At 62.7% G+C, this 20974-nt stretch carries 18 protein-coding genes; 7 read left to right on the top strand and 11 right to left on the bottom strand.

All coding sequences use genetic code 11. The annotated features are described in order from the left end of the window. The 5 genes from tssI to E8E78_RS18410 form a co-directional block, all read right to left on the bottom strand. On the bottom strand, positions 1–1551 hold a 1551-nt coding region (gene tssI, locus E8E78_RS18430; RefSeq protein ID WP_049274892.1), incomplete at its 3' end, for a type VI secretion system tip protein TssI/VgrG. A 13-nt stretch (positions 1552–1564) separates the two neighbouring features. After that, positions 1565–2446 (bottom strand): type IVB secretion system protein IcmH/DotU, encoded by an 882-nt coding sequence (icmH, locus tag E8E78_RS18425; protein WP_280337126.1) that lies wholly within the window; start codon positions 2444–2446, stop codon positions 1565–1567. Between the two features lie 217 nt (positions 2447–2663). Beyond that, positions 2664–3635 (bottom strand): biotin-dependent carboxyltransferase family protein, encoded by a 972-nt coding sequence (locus tag E8E78_RS18420; RefSeq protein WP_061202652.1) that lies wholly within the window; start codon positions 3633–3635, stop codon positions 2664–2666. After that, positions 3632–4519, bottom strand: coding sequence for an allophanate hydrolase subunit 1 (locus E8E78_RS18415; RefSeq protein WP_049272924.1), 888 nt, complete (start codon positions 4517–4519; stop codon positions 3632–3634). The genes E8E78_RS18420 and E8E78_RS18415 overlap by 4 nt, the downstream gene beginning before the upstream one ends. A gap of 89 nt (positions 4520–4608) precedes the next feature. Then, positions 4609–5367 carry a 5-oxoprolinase subunit PxpA gene (locus E8E78_RS18410; protein ID WP_016499966.1) on the bottom strand — a complete coding sequence of 253 codons (759 nt, stop codon included), beginning with the start codon at positions 5365–5367 and terminating at the stop codon, positions 4609–4611. 120 nt (positions 5368–5487) lie between these two features. Between E8E78_RS18410 and E8E78_RS18405 the strand changes: the two genes are divergently transcribed. From E8E78_RS18405 to E8E78_RS18390, 4 genes are all read left to right on the top strand, one after another. Beyond that, positions 5488–6405 (top strand): LysR family transcriptional regulator, encoded by a 918-nt coding sequence (locus E8E78_RS18405; RefSeq protein ID WP_016499967.1) that lies wholly within the window; start codon positions 5488–5490, stop codon positions 6403–6405. Positions 6406–6534: 129 nt separating this feature from the next. Further along, a complete protein-coding gene (gene treS / locus E8E78_RS18400) occupies positions 6535–8601 on the top strand; it encodes a maltose alpha-D-glucosyltransferase (protein ID WP_049272927.1) in 2067 nt (688 codons plus the stop codon). 112 nt (positions 8602–8713) lie between these two features. Further along, positions 8714–9343 carry a riboflavin synthase subunit alpha gene (locus tag E8E78_RS18395; RefSeq protein WP_049272929.1) on the top strand — a complete coding sequence of 210 codons (630 nt, stop codon included), beginning with the start codon at positions 8714–8716 and terminating at the stop codon, positions 9341–9343. 9 nt (positions 9344–9352) lie between these two features. Further along, complete coding sequence (locus E8E78_RS18390) at positions 9353–10054, top strand: YoaK family protein (RefSeq protein WP_016486560.1); 702 nt, start codon at positions 9353–9355, stop codon at positions 10052–10054. Here the strand turns inward: E8E78_RS18390 and proP are convergent, their stop codons facing one another. From proP to glaH, 6 genes are all read right to left on the bottom strand, one after another. Further along, positions 10055–11557 (bottom strand): glycine betaine/L-proline transporter ProP, encoded by a 1503-nt coding sequence (gene proP, locus E8E78_RS18385; protein WP_049272932.1) that lies wholly within the window; start codon positions 11555–11557, stop codon positions 10055–10057. It lies immediately after the preceding gene. Positions 11558–11717: 160 nt separating this feature from the next. Continuing rightward, a complete protein-coding gene (gene hemB / locus E8E78_RS18380) occupies positions 11718–12692 on the bottom strand; it encodes a porphobilinogen synthase (protein WP_016499972.1) in 975 nt (324 codons plus the stop codon). A 202-nt stretch (positions 12693–12894) separates the two neighbouring features. Then, positions 12895–13788, bottom strand: coding sequence for a PA4780 family RIO1-like protein kinase (locus E8E78_RS18375; protein WP_049272934.1), 894 nt, complete (start codon positions 13786–13788; stop codon positions 12895–12897). An 87-nt stretch (positions 13789–13875) separates the two neighbouring features. Further along, the gene (gene gabP, locus E8E78_RS18370; protein WP_049272936.1) at positions 13876–15267 is read right to left on the bottom strand and encodes a GABA permease; all 1392 of its coding nucleotides are present in this window, start codon (positions 15265–15267) and stop codon (positions 13876–13878) included. A gap of 151 nt (positions 15268–15418) precedes the next feature. Beyond that, positions 15419–16669, bottom strand: a complete 1251-nt coding sequence (gene lhgO / locus E8E78_RS18365) for an L-2-hydroxyglutarate oxidase (RefSeq protein WP_049272937.1) — start codon at positions 16667–16669, stop codon at positions 15419–15421. 114 nt (positions 16670–16783) lie between these two features. After that, complete coding sequence (gene glaH, locus E8E78_RS18360; protein WP_016499976.1) at positions 16784–17761, bottom strand: glutarate dioxygenase GlaH; 978 nt, start codon at positions 17759–17761, stop codon at positions 16784–16786. A gap of 195 nt (positions 17762–17956) precedes the next feature. Between glaH and csiR the strand changes: the two genes are divergently transcribed. From csiR to E8E78_RS18345, 3 genes are all read left to right on the top strand, one after another. Then, positions 17957–18652 carry a DNA-binding transcriptional regulator CsiR gene (csiR, locus tag E8E78_RS18355; protein ID WP_049272939.1) on the top strand — a complete coding sequence of 232 codons (696 nt, stop codon included), beginning with the start codon at positions 17957–17959 and terminating at the stop codon, positions 18650–18652. Positions 18653–18902: 250 nt separating this feature from the next. Continuing rightward, the gene (locus tag E8E78_RS18350) at positions 18903–19583 is read left to right on the top strand and encodes a response regulator transcription factor (RefSeq protein WP_016499978.1); all 681 of its coding nucleotides are present in this window, start codon (positions 18903–18905) and stop codon (positions 19581–19583) included. Further along, positions 19561–20952 (top strand): HAMP domain-containing sensor histidine kinase, encoded by a 1392-nt coding sequence (locus tag E8E78_RS18345; protein WP_049272940.1) that lies wholly within the window; start codon positions 19561–19563, stop codon positions 20950–20952. The genes E8E78_RS18350 and E8E78_RS18345 overlap by 23 nt, the downstream gene beginning before the upstream one ends. Positions 20953–20974: the final 22 nt, after the last annotated feature.

The raw sequence follows: 20974 nt of genomic DNA, 5'->3' as shown, positions 1-20974 counted from the left end.
GAACACTTCCTCCTTGCCCAGTTCATCCTCGAAACGCAGTTCGTTAAAGCCATCGCCCTTATGGGTCTGGCTCTTGATGGTCATCCGCGTCTTGTGCTTTGGCAGGTCATACGGCGGCAGCTGATTGCCACAGTAGGTGCGCCCGGTGATCATCGGCTGGTCCGGGTCGGCGTCGACGTACTGGATGATCACGTCCTGGCCTATGCGCGGAATGGCCATCGAACCCCAGCTGCCGCCGGCCCAGCCTTGCGACACGCGTACCCAGCAGGAGCTGAACTCGTTGTCCTGGCTTTCCCGGTCCCAGGGGAAGCTGACCTTCACCCGGCCCCATTGGTCGCAGTAGATCTCCTCGCCCTTGGGCCCCACCACCGTCGCCATCTGCGGGCCGTCGATGCGCGGTTTGGGCAACGGCGCCGGGCGCCATTCGGTTCTGCCGGGCACCAGCACGGCTGCCTGCGTGTAGCGGGTGCCTTGCCGGGCACCCGCAGCCTCTTCCTGCAGGCTGGTGAACTGGGTGCCTTCGTGGTGCACGCGGGTTACCCGCCAGTGCCTGTTCAGGTCTTCGCGCGGGTGCTCGATCAGGGTGAAGCTCAGCCCCGGCTGCAGGCGTACATCGTCGCCTTCCACCTCGGCCATGCGGGCGTCATGGCGCCAGGCTGTGATGCGGGTGGCGGTGAAGGGGGCGCCGACCGCCCCGCGCTTGTAGCGGCCGGGGTAGTCGAAGCGCTCGTACGTGGTGGACTGGTGCTTCAGGTCGCTGCCGTCGGCACGTTGCTCCTGGCGGTAGGCCGGGTGGGTGAAGGTGTAGTCGCGCTGCACCTGGCGCGCGGTACGTACCTGCTCGCTGTAACGCAGGCGGCGCAGGCACGGCCTGGCCTGGTTGCCGCCACTGTTGGCGTGGTACAGCACCTGGTTGGGGTCGGTGTCGTCGTCAAAGAAAACTTCGTCCTCGTCATCGCCCTTGATGGCGCCCTGGCTGATCTGCCCCAGCCCCAGCAGCCGGTCGGTGATCAGCAGCTTGTGCAGTTTTGGCGTGTGCTCGAAGCGGTAGACAAAACCCTCTTCGGCGGCCAGGCGGGCGATGAAGTCGAGGTCGGTTTCACCGGCCTGCACGCAGAACTCGCGCACCTCGTGCTTGTCGATGCTTCTCAGCTCGTAGCCGGTGATGCCCTGGCGCTTGAGCATGATCTCGAGAATCTGTGGCACGGTTTTCTGCTGGAAGATGCGCCAGTTCGAGCGCAGCCCGGCGCGGGCCAGCACGGGTTCGACCAGGGCGCGGTAACGGGTGCGATGCAAGCCTGTTTCACCCTGGCTGAAGGTGCTGACCAGGCCGTGCACGTAACGCAGCGGGCGCTCGCCGCGCCAGATCGTGAACAGCACCGGCTTGTCGAGCAACTGGCCAAAGTCGACATCGTCTTCGAAACTGACCAGTTCCAGCTTCAGCTGGAACGGCATGCTGATGGCTTCGTCCAGTTCGAACGACACCACTTCGAACTCACTCCGGCCAGCCAGCGGCTGGAAGGTAAAGCGCAAATCGGATTGGCTAGGCATATGGCGGCCCCTGCTACTGCTGCAGAATCGCGTTGAGCGATTCCAGGACTTCGGCAGTGAGCAGGTCGAGGCGGTAGCTGTAGTAGCTGTAAGCGCAGACCATGGCGACGGCGGAGATCACCAGCGGGCTCCACCAGGGCCACTCCCAGCGTCGCGGGCGGTGGGGGCAATGAACGACGTTGCTGTAGGGGGCGCACACCTCTTGCGGCGTAGGGCCACGCAGTTCGCGGATGACCGTGTGCATGCGCGAGATCAAGGCTTTGATGATGTCTTCGCACTTGGGGTCCAGGGCGTGCTTGCCCCTGAGGCCCAGGCAGAAGCAGTAGTACAGGAACTCCAGTACATCCTGGAATTCCCTGGGCGCCTGCATGACCCGCTCGAGCAGCACGAAGATCTTTTCGCCGCCCTGGGTTTCGTCGTGGAAGATGCTGAGCAGCGGCTGGTGGCTCCAGCACGAATTGTTGCCCCACGGTCGGCTCATCACGGCCTCGTCCAGGTACAGGCACAGGGCATAGGAATAGACTTCCTGGTGCACGATGGGGTACCCGTGCTGCTGGATTTCTTCGCGGATGTTGCTGACCTGGTTTTGCACGGTCTTGTGCACGTAGGCGAGGTTGGGTAGGTCATCCAGGGTGCGCAGGCGAATGACCAGCCCGAACAGCGGGCTTGCCGCGTCGAGCATCAGGTTTGCGAAGCCGCCCCGCAGCTGGAACTCCGGGTCGGCGGGGTAACCTTCAAAATCCGGGTCACCTGCTCGCTGCCCCTGGTCAGCCGGATAGGGTGAATCGCTGCCCTCCGGCACTTCGAGCATCGCGTAGACGCTGCGTTCTGAAGCGTCATGAGCATCGACAGCGCCGTCGGGTTTTACCGGAGGCAGATCGGATGGGCCGGGCATGAAGTGGTCCTTGTCTTCGGGAAAACTGAAGACATGAACACTATCGGGGAATCAATTCTCCAAGGAGTCTGGGGCTTCCCAAATGCTTGTAGGATCCTTCTCTGAATCAAGTTTCCAAACGTTTCCCTGGCAACTTTCTGCTAGAGAATAGCGCCCTGCAGGAGCGGGTTTTCCGCTCCTGCAGGGATCGCACAACCCTTCCACAAGCGCCTCGCGCTCAGCCAAAGAGCTTGGCCAGGCAGGCCAGTTTCTTCTTGTATGATCGCCGCGCCTCCAGCGCCTGCTCCAGGCTCACCGCCAGGAACCTTGCCTGCTGGTTGGGCTGCATCTGGCCGATCAGGTCGAGGTCGGCGCTGATCACCGTGCCGATCATGGCGTAGCCGCCACCCGACACCGCATCACGGTGCAGGACGATCGGTTCCAGCCCCGCTGGCACCTGGATCGAACCGATCGGATAGCAGCTATCGACGATGTTCGATGGGTCCGAGCCGGCACCGAACGGTTGCTCCCGCGGCTGGAAGCTCAAGGCGCTGCCGCCTTTGTAGCGATAGCCGATACGGTCCGCTTCGGAGCCGACTGTCCAGGCCTGGGTGAAGAAGCTTTGCGCTGCGGCCTCGCTCAGGCGATGGAAGTACAGCCCCGGCACCACCCGCACCACCACCTCGCCGCCCAGGGCCTGGCGCAGGGCCATGGGCAGGCTCGCACCGGCGCGCGTCTTGCCGCTGGGCACACCGACCGGCAGCACGTCGCCTGCCATCAGCTTGCGCCCCTGGAACCCGCCCAACGCCCCCAGCGCGTAGGTAGAACGGCTGCCGAGCACCTCAGGTACATCAATGCCACCGGCAACGGCCAGGTAGGCACGGGCGCCCGCCGTGGGGAAACCGAAGCGCAACACCTGCCCTGCGCGCACGGTAAATGCCGTGTCGGGGCGCTGCTCGCGGCCATCCAGCAAAGCGGGCATCTGTGCACCGCAGACCGCCACCAGCGCATCCTGCTGGAACTCCAGCTCCGGCCCCACCAGCGCACACTCAAGGGCTGCTGCGCCGGCCGGGTTGCCCACCAAGTGGTTGGCCGCGCGCAGGGCGTACTGGTCGAGTGCACCGGACGGCGGAATGCCCAGGTGGTAGTAGCCTTCACGGCCCAGGTCCTGCACCGAGGTGGCCAGGCCGGGTTTGAGTACCTTGATCATGCCAATACCTCCTGCAGCGACTTGGGGTAACCGACCGGGTCGGCAAGGAAGGCATCCAGGGAGAATTCGACCGGGCGAATACGCAAGTCGAAACGGCCCTCTTCCACATCTGCCACTGCCTGGTCGTAGGCCCGGCGATCAATGGGCTTGAACTGCACGATGTCACCCGGGCGGAAAAACACCATGTGCGCCTTCAGGTAGTTCAGTGTTTGCTGAGGGTCGTAGATCGGTGCCGGGGTGACGCCGAACATCTGGTAGCCCCCTGCACCGCGCACCGAGTAGATGCAACCGAAGCAACCGCCATGGCCCAGGGTGAGTTTGGGCGTGTCGGTACGCGGGCGAAGGTATTTAGGCACCTGCAACTGCCGCTCCCGCTCGACCATCTGGAACATGAACGGCAGGCCGGCCACGAAACCGACCATCGACACGAACCAGGGCGCACCACTGTGGGCGGCAATGAAGGCGTCGACATCGGCCAGCCCATTGATGCGCGCCGCGTATTCCAGGTCGGTGCTGGCCGGGTCCTGGTGGCGGTCTCGGAAACGCATCAGGGTTTCATGGGTCCAAGGGTCGTTGTACAGCACCGGGATCTCGATGATCCGCGTCTGCAAAGAGCGCTCTGCCACAGCCTCGGCCTCGGCACCTTGCACCGCTTCAAGCAGCGCCTGCGGCGCAATGCGGTCGGGGTCGAAGCGGATCTGGAACGAGGCATTTGCCAGGCACACGTCCAGCACGCCATCCAGAGCCAGCCGTTCAACGGCGCGGGTGACGGCCATGCCCTTGAAAAACGCTTCCAGCGACATGCTGTCGCTGACTTCGGCAAACAGGTGCTCGTCTGCGCCGAAGCTGTAGCGGATCGGGGTTGTAGCAAGCGGTTCGGCCATGACTGTTCCTTTTCTTGGAATCTTTATAGAAAGGCAGGCGAAAAAAAATACACGGGCTCCGGCTTGTGTCAGACGGATGCCTCACGGGCTCAGCGTGGCGCGCGCACCACAATACCGGCCGCGTCCAGCGCCCTGCGCGTGGCCTCGACCAGGTCGAGCGCGCCGGGGGTATCACTGTGCAGGCAGATTGAGTCGAATTCGATGGCCAGGTCCTGCCCCTCGACCGTGCGCACCAGGCCCTGCTGGCATGCCCGCAACACGCGTTCGGCAACCGCGTTGGGCTCATGGCCGCGCACATTGCGGGTGAACACGATCGAGCCGCTCAGGTCGTACTCACGGTCGGCGTAGAACTCGCGAACCACTGGCTGGCCAAGTTCCTGGGCAATACGGCAGATCACCGAACCCGGCATGCAGTACAGCAGCAGCTCCGGCTCGATCACCCGCAGGTTTTCCACCAGCAGGCGGGCAGCTTCCTCGTCACGCGCCAGGTGCATGTACAGCGCACCGTGCGGCTTGATGTGCTGCAAGCGCACCCCTTGGGCACGGGCAATTTCGCGCAGTGCACCCAGCTGGTAGAGCATGTCGTCGACCAGTTCCTGGGCTGGCGCGTTGATGTGCCGGCGACCGAAGCCGACAAGGTCACGAAAGCCCGGGTGCGCACCCACCGCCACGCCCAGGGCCTTGGCCCGCTCGACAGTGCGGCGCATGGTGCCGGGGTCGCCGGCATGAAAACCGGTGGCGATGTTGGCCGTGCTTATGTAGCCCATCAGCTCATTGTCGACGCCGTCGCCAATGGTCCACGGACCAAATCCCTCACCCATGTCCGAGTTGAAATCCACCACCTGCATGACTGTCTCTCCTGGTGCTTGTGACTGCATGCAAGCCACGTTAGATTCTCCCTACCCCCTTGGGAAGATCTATAAACAGATAGGGTGTCTTCGGAAAATCAGATACCTCAGGAGCCAACCGTGTCACTGACCCTGCGCCAGGTCCGCTACTTCGTTGCCACCGCCGAGATCGGCCAGATTTCCCAGGCAGCCATCCACCTGAACATCTCCCAGTCGGCGGTGACCACGGCAATCAAGGAACTGGAAGCCATGCTTGGCGTGCTGCTGTTCCAGCGCTCGGCCCAAGGCATGAGCTTGACCGAGGCTGGCCGGCACTTCCTGAACCGCGCCTACGTGATTCTGCGCAGTGTTGACGACGCACTGAACAGCCCGCTGCCGAACGTGCGCGCCAGCGGCCTGCTGCGCCTGGCGGCAAGCTACACAGTGATCGGCTACTTCCTGCCACACCACCTGCAGCGCCTGGAACACTGGCACCCGGATGTGACCCTGGAGCTGTACGAACAGGAGCGCAGCGCCATCGAGCAAGGTTTGCTGGAGGGGCGTTTCGACATGGCGGTTGTGCTCACGGCCAACCTCACCCACCCCGACATCGTCTCCGAAACCCTGTTCAACTCCGAGCGCCGGCTATGGCTGCCCGGCCACCACCCGCTGTGCGAGCGTTCGGCTGTAAGCTTGGCCGATGTCGCCTGCGAACCGTTCATCCTGCTGACCGTAGACGAGGCCGAGCAAAGCGCCATGCGTTATTGGGAACTGGGCGGGCAGCGCCCGAGCGTACGGGTGCGGACCAGTTCGGTGGAAGCCGTGCGCAGCATGGTTGCCAATGGCAGTGGTGTGGCGATCTTGTCAGATCTGGTGCACAGACCTTGGTCGCTGGAGGGCAAGCGCATCGAGACGGTGACCATCAGCGACCCGGTCACACCCATGAGTGTAGGGCTGGCCTGGCACCGTGAGCGGGCATTCAGCCCGGCGATGCAGGCCGTGCGTAATTACTTCCATGATGCGTTCCTGGCGCCCCAGCAGTTGTCCGCCCGGCGCTGAGGGTGTACTGGCAGGGCCAGCCTCTTCGCGGGTTTACCCGCGAAGAGGCCATCACAGGTTTCAGCCGAACGATCAGGCCACAATGCCGTCATAACCTGAGCCGGTGCCGACACGCAAAGAGGACGCGAAATGACCCAGCCCGACCCGTCATACGTCAAATGGCTCGAAGACCGCGCCATGCTCAAGGCTTCCCAAGAGCGGGCCAGCCTGTATTCAGGACAGTCACGCCTGTGGCAACAGCCCTACGCCGAAGCCCAGCCCCGCCGCGCCACTGAAATCGCCTCGGTCTGGTTGACCGTCTACCCCGACGCCATCATCGCCCCGCAAGACTGCTCCGTGCTCGGCGCGCTGGCCCACGAAGCGCTGTGGAAGCGCCTGTCGGAGATCGGCGTTCAAGGCCTGCACACTGGCCCGATCAAGTTGTCCGGCGGCATCCGTGGCCGCGAACTCACCCCCAGCGTGGACGGTAACTTCGACCGCATCAGCTTCGATATCGACCCGCTGTACGGCAGCGAGCAGGAACTGGTGCAGATGAGCCGCATGGCCGCCGCGCACAATGCCGTGACCATCGACGACCTGATCCCCTCGCACACCGGCAAAGGTGCCGACTTCCGCCTGGCCGAGATGGCCCACGGGCCTTACCCGGGGCTGTACCACATGGTCGAAATCCGCGAAGAAGACTGGCCACTACTGCCAGAGGTGCCCAACGGCCGCGATTCGGTCAACCTGCTGCCGGCCCAGTGCGACGAGCTCAAGGCCCGCCATTACATCGTCGGCCAGTTGCAACGGGTGATCTTCTTCGAGCCCGGTGTGAAGGAAACCGACTGGAGCGTCACGCCGCCCATCACCGGTGTCGATGGCAAAACCCGTCGTTGGGTCTACCTGCACTACTTCAAGGACGGCCAACCCTCGCTGAACTGGCTGGACCCGACCTTCGCGGCCCAGCAGATGATCATTGGTGATGCCCTGCACGCCCTGGACTGCCTGGGCGCGCGCGGCCTGCGCCTGGACGCCAACGGTTTTCTGGGCGTGGAAACGCGGGCCAGCGGCACCGCCTGGTCGGAAAGCCACCCCCTGTCGATCGTCGGCAACCAGTTGATCGGCGGCATGATCCGCAAGGCGGGCGGCTTCAGCTTCCAGGAACTGAACCTGACCCTGGACGACATCGCGCAGATGTCCAAGGGCGGGGCCGACCTGTCCTACGACTTCATCACCCGCCCGGCCTATCAGCATGCGCTGCTGACCGGTGACACTGAGTTCCTGCGCCTGATGCTCAAGGAAATGCACGCCTTCGGCATCGACCCGGCCTCGCTGATCCATGCACTTCAGAACCACGACGAGCTGACCGTGGAACTGGTGCATTTCTGGACCCTGCACGCCCACGACATGTACCTGTACAAGGGCCAGACCTTGCCCGGCAGCATCCTGCGTGAGCATGTCCGCGAAGAGATCTACGAACGCCTCTCGGGCGAGCACGCCCCCTACAACCTGCGCTTCGTGACCAATGGCATCGCCTGCACCACGGCCAGCCTGATCGCCGCAGCACTGGGCATCCGCGACCTTGAGCAAATCGGTGCAGCCGAAATCGAGCTGATCCAGAAAGTGCACCTGCTGCTGGTCATGTACAACGCCATGCAGCCCGGGGTGGTCGCGCTGTCCGGCTGGGACTTGGTCGGCGCCCTGCCCTTGCCCGCCGAGGCGGTCTCGCAACGAATGCTGGATGGCGATACCCGCTGGATTCACCGAGGGGGTTACGATCTGGCCGGGCTCGCCCCACAGGCCGAGGAATCAGTGCGCGGAATGCCGCGGGCCCGGGCATTGTATGGCAGCCTCGACAGCCAGCTGGACCGTGGTGATTCGTTTGCCTGCAAAGTGAAGAAACTGCTGGCAGTGCGACAGGCCTATGGCATCGCCACCAGCCGCCAGGTGCTGGTACCTGAGGTCAGCAGCCCAGGTTTGCTGGTGATGGTGCATGAACTGCCAGCCGGGCGCGGTATCCAGATCAGCGCACTGAACTTTGGCCAGGAAGCGATTGCCGAGGAGCTGCAGCTGACCGGGTTCACGCCCGGGACGGTAGTGGACATGATCAATGAAACGGTCGAAGGCGACCTGACCGAGGATGGGCGATTGCTGGTGAACCTGGACCCTTACGAGGCGCTGTGCCTGCGCATCGTCAACAGCAGCGCTCATGTGTAAGGGGCGCCGCAGCTAAGGCGGTGCAGTAGCCGTGGGAGAGGCCGGTCTTGCATTTACCGCTCCAGGGGCATAGCGTTCGGAAAGTTTCTTTTCCGTGCCCAGGAGCAACTCCATGTACACCGGCATCGTCCAGGCCGTCCGCCCTCTGCTTGATGTGACCACCTACCCGGGCCACAACCAATTCACGATCGACCTCACCCCGGAACTGCTCGACGAACTGAAGATCGGCGCCAGCGTCAGTGTCGAAGGCACCTGCCTGTCGGTAACCGAAATCGCCGGCACGCAAGTCAAATTCGACGCCATGACCGCCACGCTCGAACGCACCAACCTGCGCTTCTTAAAGGCGGGCCAGGGGGTCAACATCGAACGTTCGGCGAAAATGAACGCCGAAGTCGGTGGCCACCTGATGGCCGGCCATATCGCCACCACCGCCGAAATCGTCGAACTGTCGATCAAGGAAACCGGCGCCTTCATCAAGTTCCGCATGCCCCCGGAATGGGGCAAGTACGTGTTCCCACGCGGTTTCATCGGGGTCAATGGTTGCAGTCTGACCGTCGCCGATGTCGACGACAACGTCATCACCATCAACCTGATCCCGGAAACCCTGCGCCAGACCACTTTTGCCAGCTACAAGGCCGGCGATCAGCTCAATATCGAGGTCGATCACCAGACCATGGTGCTGGTTGATGTGGTAGAACGCACCATCAAAGGCACCCTGGCCCGCGAAAAACTGCTGCCCTGAGGCCTGCCCATGCTGCCTAACGCCCTCCCCGCGCGCACGGCCAGGCGGCTACGCCTGCAAGTGTTGCGTGGCCGTGTCGGCCTTGGCCTGGTTGCCGGTTTGTCGGTACTGGCTGGCATGACCGATGCCATCGGCCTGCTGGCGCTGGGTGACTTCGTGTCGTTCATGAGTGGCAATACCACACGCCTGGCCGTGGCCATCAGTGAGGCAGACCTTGCGCTGGTGCTGCGCCTGAGTGGCGCGATACTGGGTTTTGTCGCTGGCAATGCGCTGGGCGTGCTGCTGGCCCGTGGCTTGCGCCGCCGGGCCTGGCCCGTGTTGCTGATGGTTGCGGTACTGCTGGCGTTCGCAGCGGCGTGGCCGTTGGCGGCCACCTTCCCGGCATTGTTGGCCGCCACACTGGCCATGGGCATGATCAATGCCGTGGTTGAACAGGTGAACGGCCTGCCCATCGGCCTGACTTACGTCACCGGCGCCCTGTCCCGCTTCGGCCGTGGCTTGGGGCGTTGGCTGATGGGCGAGCGGCGCAATGGCTGGCGGGTGCAACTGGTGCCCTGGGCCGGCATGCTGCTAGGCGCCGCGTTGGGCGCCTGGCTGCAACAGCGCCTGGGCCTGCAGGCACTGGCTGGCAGCTGCGCGCTGGCCTGTGTGCTGGCCCTGGTGTCGCGGTTCATCCCGCGCGGCTGGCAGCGTGGCTACATGCCGCGCTGATCAATCGATGCGCGGGTGCTGCTGTGCCAGCGTCTCGCGCTTGGCTTCCAGCTCGGCAATCTGCGCATCGATGTCCTCGATCTTCTGCTCGATGTTGTCGTGGTGCTCCTGCAACAGCTCACGCGCTTCTTCGATGTCCGACGCCGCCGGTGCCGCGCCGCGCAGCGGCTTGTTGGCGGTTTCCTTCATGGTCAGCCCGGTCAGCAGGCCAATAGCGGCGATCACCATCAGGTAGTAGGCCGGCATGTACAGGTCGCCCGTGCTCTCCACCAGCCAAGCAGTGAGGGTCGGGGTAAGCCCGGCGATCAATACCGAAATGTTGAAAGCGGCTGCCAAGGCGCTGTAGCGGATGTGCGTAGGGAACATCGCCGGCAGCGTCGAGGCCATCACACCGATGAAGAAGTTCAGCAGCACGGCAATGATCAGCAGCCCGGCAAAAATCACCCCCAGCACGCCGCTGTTGATCAGCATGAACGCTGGAATGGCCAGGGCGAACAGGCCGACACTGCCGACGATGATGAACGGCCGGCGGCCGAACTTGTCGCTGAGCAGGCCGATCACCGGCTGCACGAACAGCATGCCGACCATGATCGCAATGATGATCAGCACGCCATGGTCTTCGCTGTAATGCAGGTTGTGCGACAGGTAGCTGGGCATGTAGGTGAGCAGCATGTAGTAGGTGACGTTGGTGGCAATCACCACGCCGATACAGGTCACCAGGCTGCGCCAGTGCTGTGTGGCCACTTCCTTGAACGACACCTTGGGCCCGGAGGCCAGGCCTTCGCGGTCGCCCTGCTCCAGCTTGTCGACATGCTGCTGGAACGCAGGTGTTTCTTCCAGCGCATGGCGCAGGTAAAGGCCGATGATGCCCAACGGCAGGGCCAGGAAGAACGGCAGGCGCCAGCCCCATTCAAGGAACTTTTCTTCGCCGAGAATGGTGGAAATCAGCACCACCACCCCCGCGCCCAGCACAAAGCCGGCAATCGAGCCGAAGTCCAGCCAGCTACCGAGAAAACCGCGTTTGCGGTCGGGGGCGTATTCGGCCACGAAGATCGAAGCGCCGGTGTACTCGCCGCCCACCGAAAAGCCCTGGGCCATCTTGGCCAGCAACAACAGGATCGGTGCCCAGATGCCGATGCTGGCATAGGACGGAATCAGGCCGATGGCGAAGGTGCTGAGCGACATGATGACGATGGTCGCCGCGAGGATTTTCTGCCGCCCGAACTTGTCGCCCAAGGCGCCGAAGAACAAACCGCCCAATGGCCGGATCAGGAACGGCACCGAGAACGTGGCCAGCGCCGCAATCATCTGCACGCTGGGGTCGGCGTTGGGGAAAAACACCTTCCCCAGGGCATAAGCCACGAAGCCGTAGACGCCAAAGTCGAACCACTCCATGGCATTGCCCAGAGCGGCGGCGGTGATCGCCTTTTTCATCTTGGCGTCGTCGACAATGGTGATGTCCTTCAGGCCGATTGGCTGGACTTTTTTCTTGCGAGGTTTCATACCCGTATCCCTGTCGATGAATGCTCTAAGGGATCAGATACAACGGGACACTAAATAATTCAGCACTTACTGATTTTTTGTGCGTTTGCGCCGCTTCACCAACAGCGCACAAAGAAAAGCCGCTGCAACTGCAGCGGCTTTTCGTACCCAAGGCCTGGCTTCAGATACCTTCGCGCGCCAGGTCCATGGCGAAGTAGGTCAGGATCAGGTCGGCGCCGGCACGCTTGATTGCGCCGATGCTTTCACGCACCACCCGGCCTTCATCGATGGCGCCCGCGAGGCCGCCGAACTTGATCATCGCGTACTCGCCACTCACCTGGTACGCCGCCAACGGCAGGCGCGAGGCAGCGCGGATGTCGGCGATCACGTCAAGGTAGGCGCCCGCTGGCTTGACCATCAGCACATCCGCCCCCTCCTGCTCGTCCAGCAGCGATTCGCGCACGGCTTCACGGCGGTTCATCGGGTTCATCTGGTAGCTCTTGCGGTCGCCCTTCAGCGTGGTACCGCCGGCTTCACGGAACGGACCATACAGCGACGAGGCGAACTTGGTGGAGTAGGCCATGATCGCGGTGTCGTGGAAACCGGCACCATCCAGCGCACTACGGATGGCCTGTACCTGGCCGTCCATTGCCGCCGACGGGGCGATGAAGTCGGCACCGGCAGCGGCGGCAATGACCGCCTGCCTGCCCAGGTTGGCCAGGGTGGCGTCGTTGTCCACGCCATGGTCATGCAGCACGCCGCAGTGGCCGTGGCTGGTGTATTCGCAGAAGCAGGTGTCGGACATCACCACCATTTCCGGCACGGTGTCCTTGCAAATGCGCGACATGCGCGCAACCAGGCCGTTTTCGTTCCAGGTGTCGCTGCCGGTGGCGTCCAGGTTGTGCGACACGCCAAAGGTCATTACCGACTTGATACCGGCACGGGCATAACGCTCGATTTCCTGGGCCAGCAGCTTCTCGGGGATGCGGTTGACCCCAGGCATGCTGGAGATCGGCACGAAGTCATCGATGCCCTCTTCGACGAAGATCGGCAGGATCAGGTCTTCCAGGCGGAATTCGGTTTCCTGGAAGATCGTGCGCAGGGATTCGTTCTGGCGCAGGCGGCGTGGACGAACGGACGGGAATTGGTTGGACATGACAGCTCCAGGGCATTTTGAACGGCGTATACCTTATGCCTGTCGCGCGCCAGTGAAAAGGCTAAATGACGAGATTATGTCTTGCGTCAATGGCCATGGCCAGGTTTTGCCTGTGCCGGCCCCTTCGCGGGTGAACCCGCTCCCACAGAGACAGCACAGCTTCAGGAAAGGCCCCACAACGATGTGAGGCGTCTGCAACGGCTTATTGCAACCAGGGTGGCGTGGGTTCCTCAGCCTTGACCGCTCCATGCTCAGCCTCGTCACGCGCCGCACGGCGGCGTGCGTCATCCAGACGGGCCGCGTCGATCTCGCGCATCACCCCGGACACGTCAGCTTCATGTTCGTCATCTGCGAACACCCCAGTCAACGGGCTGTCGGGCAGCAAGTCACCGGCCTCGAACAGCGCCCACATCTCCTGCGCATACCGGGTGCTTTTCAGCTCCGGGGCAAAGCGCCCGAAATAATGGGCCATGTTGTCCACGTCGCGCTGCAGCATGCTGAAGGCGTGGTTGTTGGCGGCTGCATCCACGGCCTGCGGCAAGTCGATGATCACAGGGCCGTCCGGGCCGAGCAGCACGTTGAACTCGGACAGGTCGCCATGCACCAGCCCCGCACAAAGCATCAGGACGATCTGGCGAATGACAAAGGCATGGAACGTGCGGGCATCCTCGGCTTCCAGGTGCACGTCGTTCAGGCGTGGGGCGGCGTCGCCATCGGCATCGGTCACCAACTCCATCAACAGCACGCCGTCCTGGAAGTCGTAGGGCTTCGGTACCCTCACACCCGCACTGGCCAGGCGGAATAATGCCGCAACTTCGGCGTTCTGCCAGGCATCTTCGGCTTCTTTACGGCCGAACTTGCTGCCCTTGGCCATGGCCCGGGCCTGTCGGCTATTGCGCACCTTGCGGCCTTCCTGGTATTCGGCGGCCTGGCGGAAACTGCGCTTGTTGGCTTCTTTATAGACCTTGGCGCAGCGCACCTGGTTGCCGCAGCGCACCACGTATACGGCGGCCTCCTTGCCACTCATCAGCGGCCGCAGTACTTCGTCGACCAGGCCGTCTTCGATCAGGGGTTCGATTCTTTTGGGTGTCTTCATCAGGCTGTGTTCGGGGTCCTGGCTGTGATGGTCGACATCCTCTCACAGCCGGGGACGACTTGCTCGTCTGTCTTCAGCCCAGGCTGATCAGGCGTCCTGCCCTAAGCTGTTGATCGGCACCCCGCGCGCCCGCCGGCGCGTGACCAGTAAGCCGGAACACACCACCAAAACAGCCAGCACCATGGTCGACACCACTTCCAGGCGATGATCTGGACGCAGCAGCATCACGACCAGCACGCTGCAGATGAATACGATCACGCCCCAGGTGAGCCACGGGAACAGCCACATGCGGTACCCCAGGGTCTTGCCCTGTGCGGTCAGGCGCTGGCGCAGGCGCAGCTGGGAAATCGCGATAACCAGGTACACCAGCAAGGCAATGGCCCCCGAGCTGGCCATGAGGAAGCCGAACACCTTGGCCGGCACCAGGTAATTGGCGATCACGGCCAAAAATGCCGCGCCAGTGGATAGCAGTACCGCTACCACCGGGGTGCCACTGCGGCTGGTCACCTGCGCGCAAGCCGGTGCATCACCGCGGCGGCTCAGCGAGTAGACCATGCGCGAAGCGGTATACAGCGACGAGTTAAGGCAGCTGGTCACCGAAGTCAACACCACAAAATCGATGATGGCCTTGGCATTCGCCACGCCCAGGGTATCCAGCACCGTGACATAGGAACCTTCGGTCGCCAGGCGCGGGTCAGTCCAGGGCACCAGCGCGATGACGATGAATATCGACAGGATATAGAACAAGGTGATCCGCCAGATCACCGAATTGGTGGCCTTGGAAATATGCTTGCCCGCATCAGAGGATTCGGCTGCGGCAATGGTCACCACCTCGGCGCCGAGGAACGAGAACATGGTGATCAGCATGGCGCTCAGCACCGCACCGAAACCATTAGGCATGAATCCGCCGGTATCCCACAGGCGCGAAACACCACTGACGCCAGTACCGGGCAGCAAGCCAAATATGGCGCACACACCCAGTGCAATGAACGCGACGATCGCCACCACTTTTACCAGTGCCAGCCAGAATTCGAACTCACCGTAGTTCTTCACGCTGAACAGGTTGGTGGCGGTCAGCAACAGGGTAATCACCAACGACAATACCCAGATCTCCATCTGCGGGACCCAGGAATTGATGATGGTGGCGGCAATATTGGCTTCGATGGGAATGATCAGTACCCAGAACCACCAGTACAGCCAACCGATGGTATAACCCGCCCACTTGCCTATGGCGAGGTCGGCATAGGTGGAAAACGAACCGGTATCCGGCGAAGCCACCGCCATTTCGGCCAGCATGCGCATCACCAGCACCACCAGGCCGCCGGCCAGGATGTAGGCCAGGATGGTGGCCGGCCCTGCTTCAGCAATGGCACGACCAGAGCCGACGAACAGGCCGGCGCCGATCACACCGGCAATGGACAGCATGGTGACATGCCGTGATTTCAATCCATGACTCAAATTGTTCTTGTGGGTTTGCATGGCACTACCTTGTTGTTTTTGTCATGCCCACGCTGGGGCCGCCGGCTGCACGGTCGCCGACGCAGGCGCGAAAAAGCCCGCCCTGCCCTGAATGGTTAGCAGGGCAGTTCGGGTTGAGTAAAAGGAAACCGCAGAACCTGTTACCGCGTTGTCAGCTGGCCGCCCGCCGGCTGGCCGCCAGGTCCGCCTTGGGAACGCTGCCACCCGCCAGGGTGACTTGCTCACACACCTTGTCGACGATGTAGGCGCCGATCGGGATGGCCGAGGTGGCCGCCGGCGACGGTGCGTTGCACACGTTGACGCTGCGCGCGGTGTTGACGAACAGGAAGTCGTCGATCAGCTTGCCGTCGCGCGATACCGCCTGGGCGCGCACACCAGCCGGGTAAGGCGTGAGGTCGGCCTTGGTAATGCTCGGGCAGTACTTCTGCACTTGCTTGAGATAGCCGCCCTTGAACAGCGAGTTTTTCATCTCGATCAGGCCCGGGCGGAAGTTCTTCGCCAGCACCTTGAGAATGCCGGGGGTGGTCAGGGTCTGGAACAGGTCGCCGGGGCTGACGTCGGTCTTGCGATAGCCCTCGCGCTTCATCGCCAGTACGGCGTTGGGGCCAACCGTGACGGTGCCGTCGATCATGCGGGTCAGGTGCACGCCCAAAAACGGCATCGACGGGTCGGGGATCGGGTAGATCAGATGGTTGACGATCTGGTTGTGCTGCTTGGGCAGCAAGTAGTACTCGCCCCGGAACGGGCAGATGACAAACTCGGTGCGCAGGCCCAGCATGCTGACCACGCGGTCGGCCATCAGGCCCGAACAGGTCACCAGGAAACGGCTACGGAACTCGTCGCGCTGTGTGCGCACGATCACTTCGCTGGCCTGCTCCTGCAGGCCGACCACCTCTGCCCCATAGCGGATTTCGCCGCCGGCACGCTGGAATTCAGCGCCCATCGCAGCAGTCACTTTGGCGTAGTTGACGATGCCGCTGGACGGCACGAAGATGCCACCCATCCCCACGATATTGGGCTCGCGCTCGCGCAGTTCGTCGGCCGACAGCCAGTGGCGCTCCAGGCCGTTGGCCGCGGTACGCTCCCACAGCGCCTTCATGCGCTGCATTTCCAGCTCGTTGGTGGCCACCAGCAGCTTGCCGCACTCATCGAAGGGGATGCCGTGCTGGGTGCAGAAGGCCTTTGTGGCCTTGTTGCCTTCCAGGCAGAAGCGCGCCTTGAGGCTGCCGGGGGTGTAGTACACGCCAGCGTGGATCACGCCGCTGTTGTGACCGGTCTGGTGGCGGGCCGGGCCGGACTCCTTCTCCAGCAGAAGAATCTTCGCGTCCGGGTAGACCTTGATCAGGTGCATGGCCGTGGACATGCCCACAATGCCACCGCCAATAATGATGAAATCGTACACAGCCTTACCTCACACGCAGGCATTGCCTGGCTCGCTCACCAAGGCCCGCTCGGGCCCTGGTGGCATCATGTTGTGCAACGACGCATGAGCGGGCGCCCGCCCTGCGCCCTGTCATTATTGCCCGCGCTGGTATAGCGGTTTGGGGAAGGCGACGTAACCACGCTGGCGCATCAGTTCACGGCGCAGGCCCTCGTGCGGGGTGAAGCGGTCGCGACCATGCAGCCAGAACAGGTTGTTGATCAGCAGGAAGCTGCCCACACCCACCGGTACCGACACCTTCTTCCCGCTGCCTTCCAGCGAATCGGACAGGGCGTTCAGCCAGATGCCTTCCTCGTAGTTTTCCGGCTGCACGAACTGGTCAATGTAGCGCATGGTCGGGCGGCCTTCGCCATCGGTGTCGAAAACGGAGTGGAACACATCTTCGGCGACCTTCTTGCTCGGCGGTGCGGTCCAGCGCATTTCGCGGCGGGCCATCGGGTGGCGGAAGAACTCCTCGCACTGCTCCCAGTCATCCAGGTGCAGCAGCAGCGAGTTGCCGCCTTCCATGTTCTTTTCGTCGATCTTGAGCATCAGCACGTAATCGGTGATCTGGTTCACGAAAGTGCCGTCGTTGTGCAGTTCCATCACCCGATGCGGCTGGCGCAGGTAGCTGTCTGAGTTGTCGGAGTTGACCACCACGAAGCGCGCATAGAATTGCCCGCTCATGGCGTCGTAGTTGGAACGGCCGATCAGGTGTGCGCAGGCGGTAGTGAACTTGACCATGTCTTCGGCCTGGCTCACGTCATCCAGGCCCAGCGGGGTAATCAGCATGCCGCCGGTGGCGCGATCGAGGATGGTGTTGAGCAGCACAGGGCGCAGGGTGCCCTGGCACAGCTGGTCAAGGATTTCACCCAGCCGGAAACGCAGGAACGATTTGTACTCCAACGCCTGCACCGGCCACTCGGCAACAGCCTGGACGAACGCTTCGACGGTTTCAGGCGCGAAGGTCAGTTCAAGCAGGCGCGGCGACTGTTTCGAAGGGGCAATGGTGTAACCACGCGGCTCGAGGGGCAGTGGCATCACAAGTTCTTCGATCTGCGTAAAAGCGTTCATGGCAGTGTCCTGGCAGAAAAAGTGGAGAGCGCCGTCCGGTCATGACCTGGATCAGTGCGGGCGAGGTAAAAATATCGCCACTAACTGAAAATGTCTACATTTTTGTATTTGAGCGACAGTTTAGTTTTTTATCCATTGTTTTTCGTCAGCAGGCGGTTTCGGTATGATCGGCAAAACGTTTTGAGGAACAGGATCTTGGAAGCGCTCGCCCCCCGACAAAACTCAGCTTTCAGCGGGTATGAGAGGCTCAAGAAGGACATCATCCGGGGCGTGTTCAAACCCGGTGAAAAACTGTTGATGAGCGCCCTGAAGGAACGCTACGACCTGGGCGTGGGTCCGCTGCGCGAAGCACTGTCGCAACTGGTGGCCGAGCACCTGGTCAACGCGATCAGCCAGAAAGGCTACCGGGTGGCGCCCATGTCGCTGGACGAGATGAACGACATCTACGATGCCCGCGCCAACCTGGAGGCGATGATCATCGCCCTGGCCATCGAGCGCGGCGACGACGCCTGGGAGGCGTCAGTGCTGGCCCACTCGCATACCCTGGCCAAGGTGGTGGAAGTGAAAACCCGCGAGCAGCGCCTGGATGTGTGGGACGAGCGGCACAAGGCGTTTCATACCGCCATTGCCTCGGGCTGCGGCTCCAAGCACCTGCTTCAGGCGCGCACCTACCTGTTCGACCAGGCCGAGCGCTACCGCCACCTATGGCTGACGCAGACGGTGTTCTCCGAACAGGCCCTTGAGCTCAAGCGCCAGGAGCATGCGGCGCTGGTCGAGGTGATCCTCGCCCGTGACGCCGAACGCGCCAGCGCCATGATGCGCTCGCACCTGATGACCCCGGTGCCGATCATCGCGCAGATCATGCATGCCGAGGGTATCGGCGCCCGCTAAGCGGTTACTCATGGCCTGCACGGCCCCTTGTGGGAGCGGCCTTGTGTCGCGAAAGGGCTGCGAAGCAGCCCCTGCATTTTGTACATTTATACTGAAACCCTGGGGCTGCCTTGCAGCCCTTTCGCGACACAAGGCCGCTCCCACAGGGGATCGTGTTAAAGCGACCAGGTGACTAGATGAATTTTTCTTAAATCGCCGGTTGTCTATTCTTTGGCACAATCAAATCTCTATTAGATGCCCAGGAACCAGCATGCCTCGCGTACTGACCATCGAAGACGACGCCGTCACCGGCCAGGAAATCGTCGCCGAACTTACCAGCCACGGCCTGGAGGTCGAATGGGCCGACAACGGCCGTGAAGGCCTGGCCAAGGCCATTGCCGGTGGCTACGATCTGATCACCCTGGACCGCATGCTGCCCGAGGTCGATGGCCTGACCATCGTCACCACCCTGCGCAGCCTCAAGATCGCCACGCCGATCCTGATGATCAGCGCCCTCTCCGACGTCGACGAACGGGTACGCGGCCTGCGGGCCGGCGGTGACGACTACCTGACCAAGCCGTTTGCCTCCGATGAAATGGCCGCACGGGTCGAGGTATTGCTGCGCCGCAACAGTGTGCCCATGACCCAGACACGCCTGCAGGTCGCCGACCTGCAACTGGACCTGATCAGCCACGAGGCGCGCCGCGGTGACAATACGCTCAACCTGCTGCCCACCGAATACAAACTGCTGGAGTACCTGATGCGCCACAGCGGCCAGGTGATCACACGGATGATGATCTTCGAAGAAGTCTGGGGCTACCATTTCGACCCCGGCACAAACCTGATCGACGTGCACATCGGTCGCTTGCGCAAGAAAATCGACTCCCCCGGCCAGTCGCCGCTGATCCGTACGGTACGGGGCTCCGGCTATGCCATTGCTGAACCCGTCTAAAGGCTGGAGCTCCTCGACAAGCCGCCTGCTGGCGCTGTACAGCTTTCTGTTCGTGGCCTGGAGCAGCATCCTCATGGGGGTGCTGTACTTCGAGGTGTCCAGCTACCTGAACAAGCTCACCCGCCATTCCATGTTGCAGCGCCAGCACCTGTTCGCGCACATGAGCGGCAAGCAGCTGGACGACGCCCTGATCGCCAGCCAGGCCTTCGAGGAGCGCAGCTTTGACGCCTATGGCCTGTTCGACACCCAGCTCAACCCGATTGGCGGCAGTGTGCGCGCCCTCCCCCCGGAGCTCAGGCTGGACGGCAAGATCCATGAGTTGAAACGCTGCCTGGATGCCGACGACCCACACCTGCCCCGCGACAGCTGCGATGCGGTGGCGATCAAAGTGCAGGATGGCCGCTGGCTGGTACTGTTCCGCGATAACGGCTCACTGTTCGTGGTTACCCGGATCATCCTCGATGCCCTGCTCTGGGGTATCTCCTTGACGCTGATCCCAGGTTTTGCCGGCTGGTACCTGCTACGGCGCAGGCCGCTCAAGCGTATCCGCGCAATCCAGGCCCAGGCCGAGCTGATCGTTGCCGGCGACCTGACCCACCGCTTGCCGTTGTCGGCCCGGCGCGATGAGCTGGACATGCTGGCTGCCATCGTCAACGCCATGCTGGACCGCATCGAGCGGCTGATGCATGAGGTGAAGGGGGTGTGCGACAACATTGCCCATGACCTGCGTACCCCGCTCACCCGCCTGCGCGCCCAGCTGTACCGGATTCGCCAGCAGAGCGACGTCGACTCCGCGCAAGCCGAGGCGCTGGACCAGGCCATCGGCGAAACCGACACGCTGATGGCGCGTTTTCGCGGGTTGCTACGCATCAGCGAACTGGAAGACCGCCAGCGCCGGGCCGGCTTCGTCCAGCTTGACCCGCATGAACTGCTGGTCGAACTGCACGACTTCTATTTGCCTTTGGCCGAGGATGGCGGCATCCACCTGGAACTGCGCCAACCCGCGCAGCTGCCGGCACTGCACGGTGACCGCGAACTGCTGTTCGAGGCACTGGCCAACCTGGTGGGCAACGGTATCAAGTTCACGCCCGAGGGTGGGCAAGTGCGAATTAGCGCGACACACGACGAAACCGGCGTGCACCTGGCTATCGAGGACAGCGGGCCGGGCATTCCCGAAGAAGAGCGTACTGCGGTGCTGAAGCGGTTCTATCGCAGCGATGAAGGCCATCGCCATGCCGGGTTTGGGCTGGGATTGTCGATCGTTGCGGCGATCGTGGACCTGCATGGGTTCAGGCTGGAAATTGGGGAGAGCGAGTTGGGTGGGGCGAAGTTGGTATTGCACTGCCCGCTTGCCGGGCTTGGCAAGTAAAAGCCGGGGCCGCTTTGCGCCG

The sequence above is a fragment of the Pseudomonas sp. BN505 genome (assembly GCF_029873175.1).
Lineage (GTDB): Bacteria > Pseudomonadota > Gammaproteobacteria > Pseudomonadales > Pseudomonadaceae > Aquipseudomonas > Aquipseudomonas putida.
The sequence above is the reverse complement of the archived record's forward strand: the minus strand, read 5'-3'. Positions and strand labels throughout refer to the sequence as shown.

Excerpts from the sequence above, each read along its gene's own strand:
- E8E78_RS18410 (WP_016499966.1), bottom strand. The coding sequence starts at position 5,367 with ATGCAGGTGGTGGATTTCAACTCGGACATGGGTGAGGGATTTGGTCCG.
- treS (WP_049272927.1), top strand. The coding sequence starts at position 6,535 with ATGACCCAGCCCGACCCGTCATACGTCAAATGGCTCGAAGACCGCGCC.
- proP (WP_049272932.1), bottom strand. The coding sequence starts at position 11,557 with ATGAAACCTCGCAAGAAAAAAGTCCAGCCAATCGGCCTGAAGGACATC.
- E8E78_RS18390 (WP_016486560.1), top strand. The coding sequence starts at position 9,353 with ATGCTGCCTAACGCCCTCCCCGCGCGCACGGCCAGGCGGCTACGCCTG.
- E8E78_RS18420 (WP_061202652.1), bottom strand. The coding sequence starts at position 3,635 with ATGATCAAGGTACTCAAACCCGGCCTGGCCACCTCGGTGCAGGACCTG.
- E8E78_RS18415 (WP_049272924.1), bottom strand. The coding sequence starts at position 4,519 with ATGGCCGAACCGCTTGCTACAACCCCGATCCGCTACAGCTTCGGCGCA.
- E8E78_RS18395 (WP_049272929.1), top strand. The coding sequence starts at position 8,714 with ATGTACACCGGCATCGTCCAGGCCGTCCGCCCTCTGCTTGATGTGACC.
- gabP (WP_049272936.1), bottom strand. The coding sequence starts at position 15,267 with ATGCAAACCCACAAGAACAATTTGAGTCATGGATTGAAATCACGGCAT.
- E8E78_RS18350 (WP_016499978.1), top strand. The coding sequence starts at position 18,903 with ATGCCTCGCGTACTGACCATCGAAGACGACGCCGTCACCGGCCAGGAA.
- hemB (WP_016499972.1), bottom strand. The coding sequence starts at position 12,692 with ATGTCCAACCAATTCCCGTCCGTTCGTCCACGCCGCCTGCGCCAGAAC.
- glaH (WP_016499976.1), bottom strand. The coding sequence starts at position 17,761 with ATGAACGCTTTTACGCAGATCGAAGAACTTGTGATGCCACTGCCCCTC.
- icmH (WP_280337126.1), bottom strand. The coding sequence starts at position 2,446 with ATGCCCGGCCCATCCGATCTGCCTCCGGTAAAACCCGACGGCGCTGTC.
- E8E78_RS18345 (WP_049272940.1), top strand. The coding sequence starts at position 19,561 with ATGCCATTGCTGAACCCGTCTAAAGGCTGGAGCTCCTCGACAAGCCGC.
- E8E78_RS18375 (WP_049272934.1), bottom strand. The coding sequence starts at position 13,788 with ATGAAGACACCCAAAAGAATCGAACCCCTGATCGAAGACGGCCTGGTC.